Genomic DNA, 16,759 nt, shown 5'->3' with positions numbered 1-16,759 from the left:
TGGTCGGTAGAAGCTGGCCTTGCGTGCGACGCGTAGTGCCCTCACCTTCCCCTCCCGGCTCGCTCATTCGGGCAGAAGGGCCAGAGCGTCTTCCGGGGCGAGCTGTGCCTTGACATTGGCGATGAGCCGCTTCGGGCCGAGCCGGCGCAGATCCTCGTTGAAATCGCCGAGCTCCGGGGCGAGCACCAGCGGCAGGGTCCCAAGCGCCTGAGCGCGGCGGCTCAGTCCCTCGATGCCGTGCCGGCCGGCCGCATCGGCGTCAGCTGCGATGTAGAGGCGCTGGCAACCATCGGACAGCCGGAAGGCGGCAAGATGATTGGCGGTCAGCGCCGAGACCATCGGCATGGCGGGCATCACGCGGGCAAGCGACAGGATGCTTTCGAGGCCTTCGCCCGCGACTATCACCGGCACCGGGCCATGGAAAGGAAAGCAGAATCGCACGGCGTTGCCGAGCAGCCTGCCGAGCGCGCGGCGGGGATCGTCGACCTTCGCCTTTCCCTTGCCCTGTGGATCGAGCCAGGTGCGATGTACACCGGTGATCGCGCCGGAGGGATCGGTCACAGCTGCGATCAAGGCCGGAAAGGCGCTCGTACTGCCGGTCACGAGGTCGCGGTAGAAGCACGAGGGATGGAAGCGGAGCGCCTGGTGCAGAGCTCCCCCCAGGATGCCCCGCTGACGTAAGTAGCTGTCGGCCAGCGTGCAGGCGAGTGGCTGCGCCATTCGAAACAGGCGCCGAGCCCGATCAGCAGTCGGACGGTCAACCAGCCGGTGCTCGCAGACGTCGCTTCTCTCGGGCGGAGCCAATTGAGGCAGGCTCAAGAAATGCCGCACTTCGTCGGCTACCTCACGGAAGTCGGCCAGCCCGCAGGCTTCCCGCACGAGATCGAGCAGATCGCCGTATTGCCCGGTTGCTGCATCCGACCATTTCCCCGCACGAGGACCTGTCAAACGGACATAGAGCGAGCGGCCCTTGCTATTGGCGACATCACCAACGATCCAATAGTTGCCGGCTCTTCGGCCGACAGAGAGATAATGCTTGCACACCGCCTCGGCATCACGCGCGAGACGGTCCGCCAGTTCGGAGGCGGATGACATAAGGCCACCTCCGTCACGAGCGGCTGGTGATAGCAAAGACCAAGCGGTCCTGCAGTTTAAGAACAAGCAGCGGTATGTTGCAGGCTTCGAAAATGCGGCCCGCACGGCTAGGCCGGTCGAAGCAACCATACAAGGAGATACCAGCGCTCACGGCGGAGGAAGAAATCACGTTCATGGGGAAACCTGTCGAGAGCAAGGAAGAGCCGGCCTGCGCCGGCGCTCTCCAACCCGCCAAGCCAACCCCTCTCTGCCCTCCTCTTCCTCTTTCACCAGACTGCCAGCTGCGGCCGGCTTGAAGGGCTGGACAGCACGCGATTGAAACTTACTTCATGCTTGCGTAGCCTCTAGATTTTGACGGGTTGGCTTCTAATCAACGAACTGTCGACTTCTAATTATCGGGCTTGATGGTTCCAATTTGTGGAGGTTGGAACGCATGTACCGGCGACTTGTAGAACGACGAATAGACGAGCGCGGTTGTCAGAAATGATGTGGTTCGCCTCGTTCTTCTCGGCGGAGCTCCGGAAGCATTTGCAAGAGCGAAATATCGGCCTTCTCGAAGAGATATTCCTGATAGCCGCCCTACAGCGCGTGTACACCAATGTCCTGAAACGCATTACCAAGACACCGAAGTTGCATTTCCTGGCTTCCGATTCGCTGGCGGCTGCCTGAAGCTTGACGCGGCTCGGATCTGCGCCTGACTCCCTATCGTGTCGGCGATCAGCAGACGCATGAGGTGGATGTCGTGCTCGAGCGTGACGATGGAAAGGTCGTCGGGATCGAGGTAAAAGCGAGCGCCACGGTCAAGGCCACCGATTTCAGGGAGCCTGAAGACGCTTGCGGATGCATGTGGACAGAAATTTGCCTTCGGCATCGTTCTTTACGATGAACCGATGTTGTGGCATTCGGCGATCGGCTCGCCGCAGTTCCCCTTTCCTGCCCATGGCGATGAAATCGGCCCCAGCGGCTTTGATATCTCTATACTGCCTATTTTGAGCCAGTATAATACACGAAGCTCGTGCTACGCCTTCCAATACGGCTCAATCGGCCTTTGGTCAGGCAAGGGAGGAGATGTGCGACAGTTTTTGATCGGCAACCAGGCGTTTGATGACAGTTCTCCAGAGTTTCTGCAGCAGCTCGAACGCGCTTACGAACAGAAGCTCAGGCCACTTTGCCAGTGTCGGGAATCGCCTGTGCCGATGTACATCGCCCGGATAGATGGCCAATTCCTGATCAAACGCATGCCGCTCTCAGGTCGGCAGCATGATCCCGGGTGCCCATCATACGACCCGCCGTATGAGCTATCCGGCCTCGGGCCGTTGATCGGGAATGCCATCCAGATCGACGCGGTGACCGGTGCGGCAATGCTGAGACTCGATTTTTCGCTGTCGAAACGAGGGAACCTATCGACGTCGACAGCGTCTTCTGAGCCGTCGGAAACTGTGCGAAGCGAGCCAAAGAAGATCTCGCTCAGGGCGATGCTCCATTATCTCTGGGATATGGGGGAGCTTACGGAATGGACGTCGCTATGGGCCGGAAGACGCGGCTGGGGGCGCGTGCGCAGCAGTCTGTTGAACGCCGCACGGCAGATGAGCGTCCGCGGCGGCCCGCTCAGCGACATCCTGTTTGTCCCGGAGGTGTTTCACCAGGAGGACAAAGAAGGGATTTCCGCCCGGCGTGCGGCGATGTTGGCCGGTGCTCAGGCAGCAGGCCCCGGGCCGCGCAAACTGATGATGATAGTCGCGGAAGTGAAGGAATTTTCACCGGCGCGCGCCAGCCAGAAAATGCTCGTGCGCCACCTGCCCTTTCCCCTCATGATTGATGAGGGCGCCTGGAAGCGACTGAACGTCCGATATGAGACCGAGCTGGAACTCTGGCGATCAAACGAAGAGTGCCATCTTATTGTGATCGCCACTTTCGGTATTTCGGGTGCTGGGATCGCATCCGTCGAGGAAGTGGCGATGATGGTCGTCAACGTGAACTGGGTCCCGTTCGAAAATATCCACGAACAGCGTCTTCTCGACCGGCTCTCCGGGCTGAAGCGCAGAAGCGTCAAGGGGCTGCGATTCGATCTTCCACGCGCTCAGCCGATTGCCTCCGTGACGTTGCCGGAGGCAAAACCGGCGCCCGTCGCTCTGTTCATCATTCCGTCGAATGCCGACGAAGACTATGAGGTCGCCCTGAAGGAGATGATTGCCGCGAGGCCCGAGATGACGCCATGGATCTGGCGTGTCGCTGAGGGTGAAATGCCGGGCTTGCCATGATCCGCAACGGGTCTGGCCTCGTCGCGCCAGCAATCGAGGACCAACAAAATCCTCCTGATGCAAGATCGGAAATGGAATCCGCTGTGACAGAGCAGAACATCCCGTGGGAGCAGGATGACATCGATCCCGGCTGGTTTTTCGCGGAGAGCGCCGGCTCCGTGAGAAGCAGCATCAGCTATCGTCCTGGAGGCTAGTGGATCCGTCCGGAGTGGTTTCCCGACACGGAAGGACGCGACGTCCGCCCTTTTCAAAACGAAGGCTGCGCCCCTCGCGGAATCCGAGCGCCTCACGAGACTGCGAGTGTACGCGGCCAATTGTTAAGGCGAACCAAGCACTACCTCGGTAGGAATCTCCCTCCATCTGCTTTCGAGCCTGCAGATCCTCAGGCGAGGAGGCGTGCGGATTGACCTTGGCGAGTTACCAGTTCGACCGCCCGTCTATCGAAGGACACAAAGCTTTCGCCGCCAAGCCATGCTCCTTCATGGGCAATTACACCATCGGCAAAATCGCCCCCTGCTTCCAGCACGGCCAGCCCTGCTTCGACCGCCGGGCGATTCATTGCAACATTGCCTGCATTGAGGAGATCGTGAATCGTCTGTGAAACATCTGCCCTTGAGAGCTTCGCTCCTCGACGCAATATCCAAACCAGCTCACATAGGCTCGGCAGGGAAACCGCAATCACCGATGCATCCTTCAGAAGTTTTGCGGCAGCCCTTCCCTGTTCCGCATCGTCCTGCAGGACTGCCCGAGCCAGAATGTTGGTGTCGACTGAGACTCTCATTCCTCCCCGGCCCAACCGGAGGCTACGATTTCGTTCATCTCTTCAATGGTCAACGGCTTCTTGCTCCTGCCGGCATGCCGACCGATAAAATCGTCGATTGTCCCCGTTGGACGAGCAGCCTTTACCCGCAATTCGCCCCCTGGCAGTTTAACGAGCTCGATCCGCTCCCCGGGCTTGACCCCAAGATGTGTCAGCAAATCCCGTCTCAGCGTGATTTGCCCCTTCATTGTGACTGCAAGGGACGGCATGGAAAATCTCCTATTTCATACCGTCGTAAGGTAATGTGTTTCTTGCTTACATTCAAGCTTCAACAAGGGGACCGCCCGCAGCCGCCTTCTCGGCATCTCGGTAGTAGACCTCGCTCACTCGGAACCGTCCACCGATGCGCTTGCACTGGACGATGATGTCAATCGCAACTGTCAGCATCTCACGGATATCGTGCCGTTCAAGATCCCCGCCACCGTCCGATTCCTTGACCAGCAATGTGAGTTGCTCGAAGGCGAGGCGTGCGGAATCGGCGTGAACCGTCGTGATCGAGCCTGGATGACCGGAGTTGACGTTGCGAATATAGTAAAAGGCGGTCCCGTCTCGCAGCTCCTGCAGCAGGATGCGATCCGGCCGCATGCGCAGGCAGGATTCGAGTAGAGCCTTCGCGCCGACTTTGGCCAGCCCCTGGCCGCCCTTGGAGTAGAAGAGCCGAACATGGTTCGGCTGCGGAACCACCAGTTCCGGTGTGTCCTCTATGGTAATGATCCGCTCGATTTGCGGAATGTGGTGGATCAGAGCTTTCGACAGGGTTGTCTTTCCTGACCCGGTGGCGCCGGAGATGATGATGTTCTTTCTTGCGAGCACCGCCTCGCGGAGAAACGCCTTATAGGCGCCGACCCGATAGTATTCCACTAGCCTTCTGTTTGATTGCCCCCCGCCGCCTTCGGCGGGCTCGACGTCGGCGAACAATCCGGCCTGATCGAGATCATCGAGGGTCAGTGACACGGCCGACGGCTTGCGGATGGTGAGGCTGACGGTTCCCTTCGTCGTTGCCGGCGGGATCACGATCTGGATCCGTTCATCACCCGGCAAGGTCGCCGACAGGATCGGTCGCGTCTCGTCGATCGATTGGTTGGAGAAGCTCGCGACCGCCCTAGCGAGACGCATCAGCCTGTCGTAGGACAACTCCGGCAGCTCATAGCTCTGCCATCCCTCCCTCCCCTCCGTAACCACTTCCCGCGGCCGGTTGACAATGACCTCATAGAGGTTCTTGTCACGCAAGAAGCGTGATAGCGGCGAAAGCAGTTCAAGCACGACACCGGAGTCAGCATCTTCGGTCATCCTCGACCCTATTTTGTCACGAGCTTCGAAGAGGTCTCGAAATCTCCGAGCACAGCGCGATCGTAAATGCGATTGCGGGGCTCCGTCACGCGAAGCCGGTAGACGCTCGAGAAATCGAGGTCGCGTGCCACAAAGATCGAGACCAGCTCACCCTGATGCTTCATCAGGGTCGGCGGAATATTGATCGATTGCTCGACGGCGATCGCTGCGGCCTGCTGCCCAGCGCTGGAGGTGTTTTGCGCCTCGACATCGCTGTCCTGAAGCCGGTTGCTGGCATAGGAACTCGCATCGCCAACGATCGACAGGAGGATTGCACTGCCGAAACGCTCCCACCAATGGGTGTCGACGTAGCCATCGACGCCGGCCCGACCAAGGGCATCGGTTGCCGGCGATCCAAGGGTAATGATCACGCCCTTCGGCGTCTTCGCCCGGTTCCAGAGGACAAACAGGCGCTGTTGCCCGCGACGAATACCGCCACGATATTCGCCGACGACCTGCGTGCCTTTTTCCATCAGCACGACACGACCATTATCGGACAGGACGTCTCGGTTGATGACGCAGCTCGTAAATCCCGGCTGATCAGAGGAGAGCGCCGTCTCCAGGGCGCACGGGATAGACGCTCCCATCGCGACGATAAAATCGCGATTGCCCAGCGTGCCAGCGCGGGACCCCTGCAATTGCGTCGGCGCCAGCAAGCGGTTGAAGCGCTGATCTTCGTTTTCGCCTTCCGACGCGAAACCGCCCAGATTGTTGCCAAGCGGGACGTAGTTTGAGCTCTCATCGGATTTTTCGTCCTTCTCCTGCTGTCGCGTCGAGGGTGATTTCTCGCCGCCATAGGCGATGACCGGCGCACGGCGCGCAGCATCGAGCAGCTTGTCATCGTCGCTCGGTGCCTGCTCGGTTATACCGGGCGTCGGCAGCTGGACCTCTGCCGGCGGCGCCAGCGGTTGGACGGGCTCCTTCGCCGGCTCGAAATCCGATGTCTGACGGATGACGATCCGTTCGGGCTGCGTGCCATCGAACGGCTTGTCTTGCCCACGCATCGACCAGAGAGCGAAGGCGACAAAGACGACGATGGCCAGAGCGACCGCTCCTCGCTTAAGGATCGGATTGTTGTCCGGCCGACCGCCAGTCGATGTCTCTGCGCGCTCACCCGGGATCTGGGTCATTTGTTCCTCGGCCATGACACCTCCTATTGCGCTGCGTCGGGCTTCGCCTTGACCACGCGCTCGACCGACGGTGACGTCGTGTTGGTCTCGGGGTTGATGCCGACACGATCGTAAGCTTCATTGAAGACGCAGAGGACGTCGCCGCCCCTGCGCAAGATGAACTTGCGGCTGATCGCGTGAACGAGCACGAGGTTTCCGTCGACGGATTTGGGGATCAGGCTTTCGGTGCCGTCAGAGTTTTCCATGTAAATTGCCGGCATTTCCTGGTTGCCGGCAAAGGCGAAGGCGGTGACCTTGCCATTGTCGTAGACCGCTTGCGGCTCGAGCGCCTGCGGTCCCTGCGCCGCGTAGCGCCAGTTGCGCGGTCCATAGGCTTCGTGAAGGGCAAGCACGCGATCGGCGTCACCCGCCTCCGCCACCCGCGCCCGGACAGCTGCCTCCTGTCGGCGCCGCTCCGCTTCATCGGCCGGATAACGATATTTCAGATAAAAATAGGTGTTCTGCCCAGCCTCGACGCTGCCGTCCCGGACGGTGAGCTCCATCTGATAACTGCGGGTCGATCCGTCCCGTCGCGTCGTCACGATGGAGATGTTCGTGACCGGCTGGTTCTCCCGGGGCTTCAGGAACAGGATATTGCCGGCCGGGGCCACCTCCCACGCAACGCTGTTGCCAAGGGCGACATGGGCGATTTCCTCGTCGGCTGCGAATTCGATCTGCACCGAAGAGCGCAGCGTGCCGACAACTTTGGTGATGTTGTAGGGCTGATAATCGACGAAGCGGATGCGGCTGTCCTGCGCGGCGCCGCGTGGCGTTTCGAGGGCGACCGCCGCCGTGGAAAAGCCGCCGGCAAGAATGAGTGGAAGGAGGAAACGCGCCCTCAATTGATCGCCTCCGGATCGGCGCGATATTCACTGACGACGAAGCCGAGGGGATTGATCAGCCGATCGGTCGAGGACATCGGGGCGCTGGCATAGGAGAAGGTCAGGGTTGCCACCCAATGCGTGGTGCGCACGTCGTCACCGCGGGTAACGGTTCTGATATAGCGGACGGATGCCACATTGGCGTTGATCAGCGAGATGGAAACTATGTTGACCCGCGAGGTGGCGCTGCGACCATAGATGTGCTGCGGGGATTCAGGATTGCTGCCGCGATAGACCGCGGCAAATCGCGTCTGTTCCTGCTGCGTCGACAGCAAGGCGACGGTGCGGAAATTCTCCTCGCCCTCGCTCCAGACATAACCTTCGCGGGCGCGAACATATTTGGCCGCAAAATACTTCGTCACGGCCTCGTCATAGGTTCCGGCGGTCGACGTCAGGGCCGAGACCACATCGACAATGCCGCTGGAATTATCGACGCGCACCACAAAGGGCTCGACGGTTTTCAAAGGGGTGAGGCCGGCGATGGCAAGAACTGAAACGCCGGAAAGGATGCCGGCGCAGGCGGCGACGAACCAGGCGATCCGCGCGGAGCGCTCGAGCTGCATCATCCGATCCTGATCGAACCGGCGGGCCTTGTCGAAATAACTCTTCAAACTGTCCGTGGTTATCATGTCAACTGTTCTCGCATGGACGATAAGAACCCGCGACATCGAAATCTGCGAAGGCGGCCGGCGTGGCCGAGGCCGGTTCCCTTGCATAGGACGCGGCAGGACTCGTGGGCTCCGGGGCAACAGTCCCGGCCGCCGGCTGTCGGGTTTTTTCATTGTTATCCCACTGCCACATGGCGCGGTTCAGCGGCCGGCGGGAATAACCGTCACATTTGGGAAGAGGGTGGGAGATCGAGCCGCAAGCCGCCAGGCTGGCGGCCAGGAAAAGCGATAAAACGATACGGATCATGCCGAAATAACCTGTCCAATGGTCTTGAGCGTTATGGCCGTCATTCGGTCCGGCCTGGCGTCAGGCGGCGGCCGACGGAACGCGCTCCGCGGCCGACTGCTCTGACTGTGCGGGTTGTGGCCCAGGCGAGCGTGCTCTCGTGTGCATCGCGCGCGGCGCCATATCCGTAGGTCAGCGACGCCCCGCCCGCCGCAAGTGCTGAAGCAATGCCGGGCAACTGGTAGAAGACGTATAGGGCGGCAAGGCAGATGGCGCAGAGCGCGATCGGACGCATCAATACGTCGCTATAGCTTTCGATCGCCGTAAATGTCGTCTCGATGCAGGTGATCAGCAGCGACCCGATGGCAACGACCAGCACCTGCAGGATGACGAAGTTTACGAGCTGGCCGATCCAGGATTCGGTGAAACGGCGGGTCGACTGGAACATGGCGAGGGCAATGAAGATCGGGCCGATCGCCAGCACGATGGCAAGCGCCAGCCGGGCATAAAGGGAAACGATGTAACCGATCGCCGCGACGACGAAGCTCGCGCCGATGACCATCATGCCGCCGATGCCGGTGACGATGTCGACCGGCCAAGAGCCGCGAGACCAGATTTCGTAGGCGCATTTCTGGCCCTTATCGAGCAGACTATCGAAGGTTGAAGCGCTTGGCGCCGTGCCGGAGTTGAGCGCCTGAGAAATCTCGCGCGGCAATGTGTCGAAGAAAATATTCGTGACATAGGTCTGATAATCGCTCGCATTCCTGACCAGCATGACGATGATGGCAAGCTTCATCGACCGGAAGGCGAATTCGAGGATCGGCTCCTGGACGGATCCGCGGAGAACCAGATAACCGTAGAGCACCACATAGAGCGTGAGTGCGGCCGTCAGGGGGCCGCTCACCCAGGCGGCAATATTCGAGGTGCCCGAGGAAATGAAGTTTTCCAGTGGCGTCTTGAACTGCCCGTCGACGAAGCTGAAGACCTGATACATCGCTCAACCTCCGAGCGCCCTGCGTCCACGCTCGAGACGCAGCTTGCCGTCTGCAGCCTCAGCGTTCCGGCAGTTGGGCGTTTCCCCAGGATCGGCGGGGATATTGCGGCACTCGCCGAGGATCTTTGTGAGCAGCGCCTCGTCGCCCGCGAGCTCGTCGACGGTGTAAATCTTGTCCGTTTGGGGGGAACAAGCCGACAGCAAAACCAGCGTCGCACCGGAAAAGAGCCGCTTCATTTGAGTGCCGCTCCTATCGTGTCCATGCGTTTGCGCCAGTCTTCGGCTTTGCGCTGTTCATCGATCTGCACCTGGGCCTGCTGGACCATCTGAAGTCCCTGCATCCGCAGGGCATCGGTCTGCAGAAAAGCGGTTTCGGCCTGGAGGCGGGCCTGCAGGTCGGCGATATCCTTGGCGTCGGCAGCACTGGAAATCTGCTGGCGAAGCTGATCGATGCCGTCGAGGCGTTTGGTGGCGGCATCGTAGATCTGCTGGCCAAGGCTCATCTGCCCCGCATTCCGGTTCTGAAGGCGCGCAAGCTCCTGCGCATAGAAATCCTCGGCATCGGTGCGATAGGTGGAATTGTCCTGCAGGAATTTTGACGCGGAGTTACCGAAAATGCCGGTTCCCGATCCCTTAAAGAGACCCTCGATCGCGCTGAAATCCTGGGGCAGCGCCTTGCGGATCGAAGGATCGTTCAGCAGATTTGCGACATCCGCCATATTGGTGATCTTGTTCAGCGATCCGTAAAGCTGCTGCGCCTGCTGAAGCTGCTGATTAAGCGTATCGAGCTGCGACTTCAGCTGGGCAATGCTCTCGATCTGCTTGGCGATCGCTGAAGTATCGATGACCGGGATGCCCTGGGCCGTTGCCGGCCCCGTCGACAGGAGCAGCATCAGCAGCCCAAAGCTTGCCCGTATCCCATTCACCTGCATCAGCCCGCCCTCCTTCGTTCGTGGAATACTGGAAGCCAATTCTCCCATTTCTCGCCGAGCTCCGAACGGATGGCATCGGCAAGTTCCACATTGGCTGTCCGGCCGGAGAGGATGGCGAGCTCGTCGTCGAAGCCGTTGAGATTCAGTTCGGCGACCACGCTGTTGTGCCCTTGCTTGACGATAAACCGACGGCTTTCGACCGACAGTTCGCGCGAAACGAGCTCGAACTCGCGCTCTGTCAGCTTGAAACCCTCGACATAGTCGGCACGATCGCCACGCGGGTTCGGCAAGAAAATCTGCGTCGGGCACTGTTCGATGATCGTATGGGCGATCGGCGAGATGACGGCATCGCGTGGGCTCTGGGTCGCAAATAGCATGAGCCCGTTCTGTTTGCGGATCGTCTTGAGCTTGTTCTGGGCGAGGTCGCGAAAGCCTTCGTCCTGCAGCGCCTTCCAGAATTCATCGATGACGATGATGATGCGGCGCCCGTCGATCAACTGCTCGATGCGATAGAACAAGTAAGCCATCAACGGCGTGCGGATCTCCTCGCTGTCGAGGAAATCGGTCATGTCGTAACCGATGAACTTGGCGCCGATGCCGATTTCGTCGGTATCGTTGTCAAAGACCCAGCCAAGCGATCCTCCCCTCTCCCATCTTCTCAGCCGCGAGGCGATGCCCTCGGGATCGGTGTTGTTGAGAAAAGTGCGCAGGGCGCCGATGGAGCGGCGCTCCACCGGCAGGTCCGCCACCCCGTCCACCGCCGAAGCGATGTCACGAAACTCGGGGCTCGATAGTTCGCCGGATGCGGATCCGACCAGCTTGGCAATCCAGCCGGTGAGGAATACCTTGTTTTCCGGCGTGAGGTCCAGCGCCTTCAACGGCGCGCAACCGGTGACGATACCGTTCCTCAGCGGCAGATAATTGCCGCCTGCCACGCGCACGAAAAGGTCGGCGCCGCGGTCCTTGTCAAAGAAGATCATATGGGGATCATGCTTTTCCAGCTGGGACAGCATGAAGTTCAAGAGCACCGTTTTGCCGGCACCCGATGGTCCGCAAACGAAGGTGTTGCCGAGATCGCCGTGGTGGAAATTGAAATAGAAGGGTGAACCCGATGCGGTCTTGAGCATGGCGACCGCCGGTCCCCATTGATTGCCATCCTTCTGGCCCGTGGGATAGGAATGATAGGGAGCAAGGGCGGAGAAATTGCGCGAAGTGATTGCCCCCGAGCGCGCCCGATAGCGGAAATTCCCGGGCAATTGCGCCCACCAGGCAGCCTCGAGGCCTAGGTCCTCGCGGGCGACGACCGCACCACCACTGGTGAGATAGGCGCGCGCCTTCGCCATGTGGTCGGTCAATTCCCTGACCGTGGGGGCGAAAACCGACAGCGCTAGGTGATGCTCTCCCAGAACGAAACGATTGGATTCCAGCTCGTCCATCGCCTCACTGAGCTCTTCGATCTGCGATGCCGCCTTGTCGCCGGCGCTGACCATCTGGTTCTGCTTGCGGCCCATGATCGCGCGCGCATCGGCTTTTGAGGCAAAAGCGAAGGACTGCGTCAGGATAAGTTCGAAGGGTGCCGTCAGGATGCCGCCGAGCATGCCGCTGCGCGTGGTTGCCGGATATTCCTTGAAGCCGAACATGCCGGCATAGCGGCTTTCGGCCTCGTGGCGGATCTCGACGGTCTCGCGTCCGAAAATCACCCGATCGGAATAGATTGCCGAGGAAATCCGTCCCTCCGTCAACGGAACCGGTTCTCGCCGGCCGCCGACAATCTGATGGAGGACTTCACTCGGCTCGGAGAACAGGATGCCATGCTCTTCGTGAAGGGCGAGGAGACGAGGCTTGAAGCGCTGCAGCCCCGCAATGACGTCCGTCACCCGGTCGCGCAAATTCTTCAAGGCATCGTCGTCGAGTTCAATATCGGATCGGTGTGCCTTACGCAGCCGGGAAAGAAGGCTCGCGACCCTTTCGACAGCATCCCGGCCGGGATGCCAGACCAGGGAGAGGTAGAGGTCGTTGCAAAACAGATCTTCGCCCACCATCCGTTCCCGATACTTGGAATTGAGGCCGTCGGAGAATGGATTGGCGAAGCGTCCCTCGGGATAGACGCTGTTACGGCGACGCACGACATGCGTCCAAAGCGCCAGCCGCTCGTCGGCGATATTGCGATAGAGCGTGTTGAGGCTCCGGTGCAACCCGTTGAGGTCGCGGACATCGGCGGTCTCGAAAGACACACCCTCGAGCCCGATCATGGTCATCAGCGCTCTCGAATCAAGCGCGATGGTCGTCTCGTCGACATGCCTGACATAGGGGATGAAGGTCTCCGGCCCGAGTTCGCGGGAGCGGCGGGTCGCAATGCTAGGCAAGGCTGAGATCCCTTTCATCATAGTGCCTGGCGAGCGTCAAAGGGGTGAGCGTGGCGCCGCCCCAATAGGCGTCATTGCGCGAGCGGCCCCGGGTCTCGATCCATGCGATGAGGATGCGGAACATGTGGTGGTCGTGTTTGACCAGGGCGCGAAACAGGAAATGGAAAACGATCCCGGTGAGCGCATAGGCGATCGATCCCGCGCTGATGTAGAGGATGGTCGTCAGCATGATGTTGACGCCCATCGCCTCCATGGTCACGCCAGCGATCATTGCCGGGCGAGTGCAGGCGAGAAATAGCGTATCGTCTTCGAGGCTCGGAGTGCTCGCCATGACGCTCAGCTCCCGACGATGGTGTTGACCAGCTCGGTGGCGCCAAAAATTCCGCCGATACCGATGATCCAGAAGCCTGCGCGCCTCAGATCCATGTATCCAAACATCCAGGCAATGCAGATGATGATGACGGCGATGACCGCCAGCAGACGGGCGATATTGCCGGTCAGCATGTCGACGATGTTCTGTAACACGGTTTCGATACCGGCAGCCTGTGCGAAAGCTGGTTCAACCATGCAGGCGACGATGACGGTCGCCATGAGTGTGGCTGCGGCAAGGGGGCGAATACGGGCTTTGGAGATCATTCACTTTGCTCCGATCGAACATTCTGGAAAACGAGAACCGAGGATTGCCGTTGGGAATTGAAAACGTTCCAGGATGCCGCTTGAGCGGCGTGGGCGGGCTCTTTCGGGGTCGCTTGCCCCGGCTGATCCTGCGGCGGTGGGGCTGATGAAACCTGGTTGTCCAATCCGGCAATGGTGAGCGACGCCCGCATTGGCGACAGCCGTTTTATTTCCTGGCGCACCTGCTCATCATAGCGGACGATTGCGCCAACGAACGGATCATCGCGACCATAGTAGGAGCGGAGCATTACCGTCTCCGCCCTAGCCGGATCATCACCCGCGCGCACAGCCTGACGGTAGTATCCGCCGAGGAGACTGGCCGTGGCCTTGAGGTTCAGGCAAGGATCGAAGGCGTCGGCAAGGGACAGTTTCAGTTTCTGAAGCGCCTCGATGCCGAGGCCGCTAAGGCCGAGCTGGATATCCTGGTGATCGGCGATCAAAGACGTGGCCACCTCGACCGCCTCGGCCTTGGATGTGGGTTGAGCAGGAAGCGGCGGGCCGCTGTTGATGCGAATGGAAAGAGGCTGAAAGCGGCTCTCGAGGCTGACGACGCCCGCAAGCGTTTCGACCTCCACCATTGGCGCGCAGACCTGCGCAATATCGACAAAAGCAGCGGCCATGGTCAGTACCAGACCCGCTGCGTGGCCGCGCCATCGATGGTGACGTCGACAAAGTGAGGCTGCGATCTCACATTCGGGCGCATGATCGGATAGCCCATGCACTGACGGCGACCATCCTGGCGCTGCCAATGTGGCGACAGTACTGAATTGTTGCGGGTGCCAAAGTCGTCGCCGTCATTCGAGCAGAGGGCATCGCTCACCGATTGCGCCGATGTCGACACGCAAGTCACTTGCCGCCCGCGGATGCCATCCTCACCCGCCAGCCTGTAGCCAACATCGCAATAGTATGGATCATAACCCGGCCGTGAGCTGTGAAAACCGACGCCACCGCAGGTCGGGAAAGAATGCCCCTTGGCAAGCTCCCGCCAAAGTTTCTGGATTGGCGGTCGGCATTCGGCATATTGGGTCGGCCCGCCGGGATTGGAAAGGCATAGGATAACCTGGCAACCCCAATTTTCGGCTCGCGCTTTACTGCCGGAAATAAGATAGGGTGGCGTCATGCAGCAGATCGAAAGCAATGAATTCAGCAGAAGGCTTTTCATGGACAGGCCCCTTCGACACGACGATATTCCTTCGCATTCGGGAACGCTTAAACAGCTGCCCGCCCGCATTCATACTGCCTTATATAACATAGTTAAATGACATGACAAGCGCACTTAAAAAGCAATGGCACAACCTTGCCTTCTCGGGACTCATTCTCCACGAGATCCTCGATCATCCGCTGGAGGACGAGACACCGCAGGCGCGGCTGAAGCAGGTCGGCATGATGACGATCCTCTACACGATGAGCCAGGCTCACCAAAAGCTAACCCTCTCTAATATCATCGATATTACTGAGCTGACGCGAACTGGCGTGAAGGAGACTGTCGACCTTCTAGTAAAGCGAGGGATGCTGACGGAGACGATGGTGAAGAACTCAATGGGGCGGGGAACGGCGCGCCAATTCGAGATCTCGAAGGGTCTCTTGAACAAGCTGAGCTCCTTCCGCGTCAGTCAGGATGGCGGATTAAACTGACTGGTTCCCGCCTGTAGATGGGAGAAACGGCGAATCACGTGCCGTTCTGACCGTAGAGCTGCCAACAAGAAATCAGGGGCGTCGGGCAACCCGCCGGATAGGCGGGTTCCAATCAATAATGAAGAGTATCGGAGAAATCAGCATAGCGCCGCCGACGGCGGGATTTCGGGAATCTCGCCACGCTAAGGGCGGGACAAGGGCAGCCGCAGGAGCCTCAGCATAGCGGCCGGCAGGGAGGCGGGACCGACTGCCCCCGCCCGTGCGTTCCTTCCTCCGAAACATGCTTCTCGCACGTGGTGGCCGACATTCGGAGGCTGTTGAGGGATGGTGGAATGTTTTGGAAATGACAATGCCGTCGCTTGGTTTGGACCAATCGACGGCATTGCGTGGTAACGGCCCGATTAGGCCGCGCTTTCGAGAAGCTTTCTGGCCTTGCCTTCCAGTTCGAGACGGGTGTCCTGGTGGGTCTTGTCACGTGCCAATGCGGTGATCCCCTGTACGAAATTGAAGATCGATTCCGGCGGGCGGCCTTCCTCGGAAAGAACCGTCTCGATGACCTTGCGGGTTTCGCTTCTCGAGAAGCCACGCCGGCGCAGGAATGTTTCGCGATCCTCATCGTCGCGGGCGACGATCCGCTCGCGCGCGGCCCGAATGCCGGCGACGAAACCTGCCGGCGAGGAATTGGCAAAGCTCGTCAGCGCCGGCGCTACTTCATGGGCGAAGCGATCGGCGGCGAATTTGCTATGCCGGATGCTGATCTCCTGGAAATTTTCCGAGCCCCAGATGTTCCGGTTGGCGCACACGGCGCGCAGATAGAAGGAGGCGATGCCAAGCGTCTTCGATCCAACCTCCGAGTTCCAGGCATAGAAGCCGCGGAAGAACAGGTCTGGTTCGCCGTTCGGCAGGCGCCCTGCCTCGATCGGATGGGTGTCGTCGACTAGGAACAGGAAGACATCGCGATCGGATGCGTAGAGCGTGGTCGTATCTTTGGAGATATCGACGAAGGGATTATGCGTCATGCTTGCCCAGTCGAGGAGACCCGGCACTTTCCAGATCGTGTCACCGGTTCCGTTGCCGGCGATTTTCATCACGGCAGAGACGAGCTCATGATCCCAGATCCTGCCATATTCGGGGCCAGTCACGGCCCGCAGCTCGACGCGGCCGTCTTCCATCTCCAGTGTTTTGACGAGCTCGGCCCGATGGTTGAGCAAGCCATGCTGCAGATTGATCGCAGCAAGCGGCGCCGGAAGCTGGCGCATATAGTTAGCGGGCGCTCCGACCAGGCTACAAAGCTGGCCATAACTCCAATGCGTCGGCGCAATCGGCCGCCGGTTGCCGGGGACGATCAGTTCGAGCCTCTCGGCGCTGTCGCGATTGGCCTCGAGGCGGATCGACGAACTTTCCACAGTGCGGGCGCGAGCGCGCTCAGCACGTGATTTGACTGCACCGTAGAGTTCTCCGAGGGAAAGATAGCGCTCGTCATCAGGCCGAGAGAACCATTCGGACGAGACGCGGCCGTTGCGCTGACCGAGCGAGATGTCGACCTTGAAGCGGGAGGATACTGGTCTCGAGGTGGAAGGGGTGGTGTCCATGACATTGAGCTCCTTGAAACGAAAGCGGTCCGGCCTCCTGTCGGAGCCGGACCGTGCGAGTGGATCGGAAATTGAAGGTCCGGCGCATCGGCCGGACCGTGACTGGTCGGATTAGA

19 protein-coding genes and 1 pseudogene are annotated in these 16,759 nt (G+C 60.0%); 3 read left to right on the top strand and 17 right to left on the bottom strand.

Annotated features, from left to right (window positions below):
- Positions 1-63 precede the first annotated feature (63 nt).
- On the bottom strand, positions 64-1,095 hold the full coding sequence (locus GA0061105_RS27910; protein WP_092754083.1) for a DUF7146 domain-containing protein: 1,032 nt from the start codon (positions 1,093-1,095) through the stop codon (positions 64-66).
- 534 nt (positions 1,096-1,629) lie between these two features.
- On the opposite strand from GA0061105_RS27910, the pseudogene GA0061105_RS27905 reads away from it, so the two are divergent.
- A pseudogene (locus tag GA0061105_RS27905) lies at positions 1,630-2,044 on the top strand (ATP-binding protein); the annotation flags it as partial.
- A 121-nt stretch (positions 2,045-2,165) separates the two neighbouring features.
- The gene (locus tag GA0061105_RS27900; protein ID WP_092754080.1) at positions 2,166-3,356 is read left to right on the top strand and encodes a DUF1173 domain-containing protein; all 1,191 of its coding nucleotides are present in this window, start codon (positions 2,166-2,168) and stop codon (positions 3,354-3,356) included.
- A gap of 382 nt (positions 3,357-3,738) precedes the next feature.
- Here GA0061105_RS27900 and GA0061105_RS27890 read toward each other — a convergent pair whose 3' ends face one another.
- The 15 genes from GA0061105_RS27890 to GA0061105_RS27820 are packed head-to-tail and all read right to left on the bottom strand — an operon-like array spanning position 3,739 to position 14,578.
- Positions 3,739-4,137, bottom strand: a complete 399-nt coding sequence (locus GA0061105_RS27890) for a type II toxin-antitoxin system VapC family toxin (RefSeq protein ID WP_092754077.1) — start codon at positions 4,135-4,137, stop codon at positions 3,739-3,741.
- A complete protein-coding gene (locus GA0061105_RS27885; protein WP_092754074.1) occupies positions 4,134-4,385 on the bottom strand; it encodes an AbrB/MazE/SpoVT family DNA-binding domain-containing protein in 252 nt (83 codons plus the stop codon). The genes GA0061105_RS27890 and GA0061105_RS27885 overlap by 4 nt, the downstream gene beginning before the upstream one ends.
- Positions 4,386-4,437: 52 nt before the next feature.
- Entirely contained in the window at positions 4,438-5,466 is a 1,029-nt protein-coding gene (gene virB11, locus GA0061105_RS27880) for a P-type DNA transfer ATPase VirB11 (protein ID WP_092754072.1), read from the bottom strand.
- Between the two features lie 8 nt (positions 5,467-5,474).
- Complete coding sequence (gene virB10, locus GA0061105_RS27875; RefSeq protein WP_092754071.1) at positions 5,475-6,650, bottom strand: type IV secretion system protein VirB10; 1,176 nt, start codon at positions 6,648-6,650, stop codon at positions 5,475-5,477.
- A gap of 8 nt (positions 6,651-6,658) precedes the next feature.
- Positions 6,659-7,516, bottom strand: coding sequence for a P-type conjugative transfer protein VirB9 (virB9, locus tag GA0061105_RS27870; protein ID WP_092754069.1), 858 nt, complete (start codon positions 7,514-7,516; stop codon positions 6,659-6,661).
- A complete protein-coding gene (locus GA0061105_RS27865; protein ID WP_092754067.1) occupies positions 7,513-8,184 on the bottom strand; it encodes a VirB8 family type IV secretion system protein in 672 nt (223 codons plus the stop codon). The genes virB9 and GA0061105_RS27865 overlap by 4 nt, the downstream gene beginning before the upstream one ends.
- Before the next feature lies 1 nt (position 8,185).
- Complete coding sequence (locus GA0061105_RS27860) at positions 8,186-8,470, bottom strand: hypothetical protein (protein ID WP_092754065.1); 285 nt, start codon at positions 8,468-8,470, stop codon at positions 8,186-8,188.
- 40 nt (positions 8,471-8,510) lie between these two features.
- Entirely contained in the window at positions 8,511-9,443 is a 933-nt protein-coding gene (locus GA0061105_RS27855) for a TrbL/VirB6 family protein (RefSeq protein ID WP_092754063.1), read from the bottom strand.
- A 3-nt stretch (positions 9,444-9,446) separates the two neighbouring features.
- Positions 9,447-9,680 carry an EexN family lipoprotein gene (locus GA0061105_RS27850; protein ID WP_092754061.1) on the bottom strand — a complete coding sequence of 78 codons (234 nt, stop codon included), beginning with the start codon at positions 9,678-9,680 and terminating at the stop codon, positions 9,447-9,449.
- A complete protein-coding gene (gene virB5, locus GA0061105_RS27845) occupies positions 9,677-10,336 on the bottom strand; it encodes a P-type DNA transfer protein VirB5 (RefSeq protein ID WP_245304438.1) in 660 nt (219 codons plus the stop codon). The genes GA0061105_RS27850 and virB5 overlap by 4 nt, the downstream gene beginning before the upstream one ends.
- 38 nt (positions 10,337-10,374) lie before the next feature.
- Positions 10,375-12,741, bottom strand: coding sequence for a VirB4 family type IV secretion/conjugal transfer ATPase (locus tag GA0061105_RS27840; protein WP_092754057.1), 2,367 nt, complete (start codon positions 12,739-12,741; stop codon positions 10,375-10,377).
- Positions 12,734-13,072, bottom strand: a complete 339-nt coding sequence (locus GA0061105_RS27835; protein ID WP_092754055.1) for a VirB3 family type IV secretion system protein — start codon at positions 13,070-13,072, stop codon at positions 12,734-12,736. The genes GA0061105_RS27840 and GA0061105_RS27835 overlap by 8 nt, the downstream gene beginning before the upstream one ends.
- Positions 13,073-13,077: 5 nt before the next feature.
- Positions 13,078-13,377: a TrbC/VirB2 family protein gene (locus tag GA0061105_RS27830; protein ID WP_092754053.1), complete on the bottom strand. Its 300-nt coding sequence runs from the start codon at positions 13,375-13,377 to the stop codon at positions 13,078-13,080.
- Positions 13,374-14,036, bottom strand: a complete 663-nt coding sequence (locus tag GA0061105_RS27825) for a lysozyme family protein (protein WP_092754051.1) — start codon at positions 14,034-14,036, stop codon at positions 13,374-13,376. The genes GA0061105_RS27830 and GA0061105_RS27825 overlap by 4 nt, the downstream gene beginning before the upstream one ends.
- A 2-nt stretch (positions 14,037-14,038) precedes the next feature.
- Positions 14,039-14,578 (bottom strand): hypothetical protein, encoded by a 540-nt coding sequence (locus GA0061105_RS27820; protein WP_092754049.1) that lies wholly within the window; start codon positions 14,576-14,578, stop codon positions 14,039-14,041.
- Between the two features lie 101 nt (positions 14,579-14,679).
- On the opposite strand from GA0061105_RS27820, the gene GA0061105_RS27815 reads away from it, so the two are divergent.
- Positions 14,680-15,051 carry a MarR family transcriptional regulator gene (locus GA0061105_RS27815; protein ID WP_092754047.1) on the top strand — a complete coding sequence of 124 codons (372 nt, stop codon included), beginning with the start codon at positions 14,680-14,682 and terminating at the stop codon, positions 15,049-15,051.
- Positions 15,052-15,452: 401 nt separating this feature from the next.
- Here the strand turns inward: GA0061105_RS27815 and GA0061105_RS27810 are convergent, their stop codons facing one another.
- Positions 15,453-16,643: a DUF932 domain-containing protein gene (locus GA0061105_RS27810; RefSeq protein WP_092754045.1), complete on the bottom strand. Its 1,191-nt coding sequence runs from the start codon at positions 16,641-16,643 to the stop codon at positions 15,453-15,455.
- Positions 16,644-16,759 lie beyond the last annotated feature (116 nt).

Origin of the sequence: Rhizobium aethiopicum (assembly GCF_900094625.1) — a bacterium.
Classification (GTDB): domain Bacteria; phylum Pseudomonadota; class Alphaproteobacteria; order Rhizobiales; family Rhizobiaceae; genus Rhizobium; species Rhizobium aethiopicum.
The sequence above is the reverse complement of the archived record's forward strand: the minus strand, read 5'-3'. Positions and strand labels throughout refer to the sequence as shown.

Excerpts from the sequence above, each read along its gene's own strand:
- GA0061105_RS27910 (WP_092754083.1), bottom strand. The coding sequence starts at position 1,095 with ATGTCATCCGCCTCCGAACTGGCGGACCGTCTCGCGCGTGATGCCGAG.
- GA0061105_RS27890 (WP_092754077.1), bottom strand. The coding sequence starts at position 4,137 with ATGAGAGTCTCAGTCGACACCAACATTCTGGCTCGGGCAGTCCTGCAG.
- GA0061105_RS27885 (WP_092754074.1), bottom strand. The coding sequence starts at position 4,385 with ATGCCGTCCCTTGCAGTCACAATGAAGGGGCAAATCACGCTGAGACGG.
- virB11 (WP_092754072.1), bottom strand. The coding sequence starts at position 5,466 with ATGACCGAAGATGCTGACTCCGGTGTCGTGCTTGAACTGCTTTCGCCG.
- virB10 (WP_092754071.1), bottom strand. The coding sequence starts at position 6,650 with ATGGCCGAGGAACAAATGACCCAGATCCCGGGTGAGCGCGCAGAGACA.
- GA0061105_RS27865 (WP_092754067.1), bottom strand. The coding sequence starts at position 8,184 with ATGATAACCACGGACAGTTTGAAGAGTTATTTCGACAAGGCCCGCCGG.
- GA0061105_RS27860 (WP_092754065.1), bottom strand. The coding sequence starts at position 8,470 with ATGATCCGTATCGTTTTATCGCTTTTCCTGGCCGCCAGCCTGGCGGCT.
- GA0061105_RS27855 (WP_092754063.1), bottom strand. The coding sequence starts at position 9,443 with ATGTATCAGGTCTTCAGCTTCGTCGACGGGCAGTTCAAGACGCCACTG.
- GA0061105_RS27850 (WP_092754061.1), bottom strand. The coding sequence starts at position 9,680 with ATGAAGCGGCTCTTTTCCGGTGCGACGCTGGTTTTGCTGTCGGCTTGT.
- virB5 (WP_245304438.1), bottom strand. The coding sequence starts at position 10,336 with ATGCTGCTCCTGTCGACGGGGCCGGCAACGGCCCAGGGCATCCCGGTC.
- GA0061105_RS27835 (WP_092754055.1), bottom strand. The coding sequence starts at position 13,072 with ATGGCGAGCACTCCGAGCCTCGAAGACGATACGCTATTTCTCGCCTGC.
- GA0061105_RS27830 (WP_092754053.1), bottom strand. The coding sequence starts at position 13,377 with ATGATCTCCAAAGCCCGTATTCGCCCCCTTGCCGCAGCCACACTCATG.
- GA0061105_RS27825 (WP_092754051.1), bottom strand. The coding sequence starts at position 14,036 with ATGGCCGCTGCTTTTGTCGATATTGCGCAGGTCTGCGCGCCAATGGTG.
- GA0061105_RS27820 (WP_092754049.1), bottom strand. The coding sequence starts at position 14,578 with ATGAAAAGCCTTCTGCTGAATTCATTGCTTTCGATCTGCTGCATGACG.
- GA0061105_RS27815 (WP_092754047.1), top strand. The coding sequence starts at position 14,680 with ATGACAAGCGCACTTAAAAAGCAATGGCACAACCTTGCCTTCTCGGGA.
- GA0061105_RS27810 (WP_092754045.1), bottom strand. The coding sequence starts at position 16,643 with ATGGACACCACCCCTTCCACCTCGAGACCAGTATCCTCCCGCTTCAAG.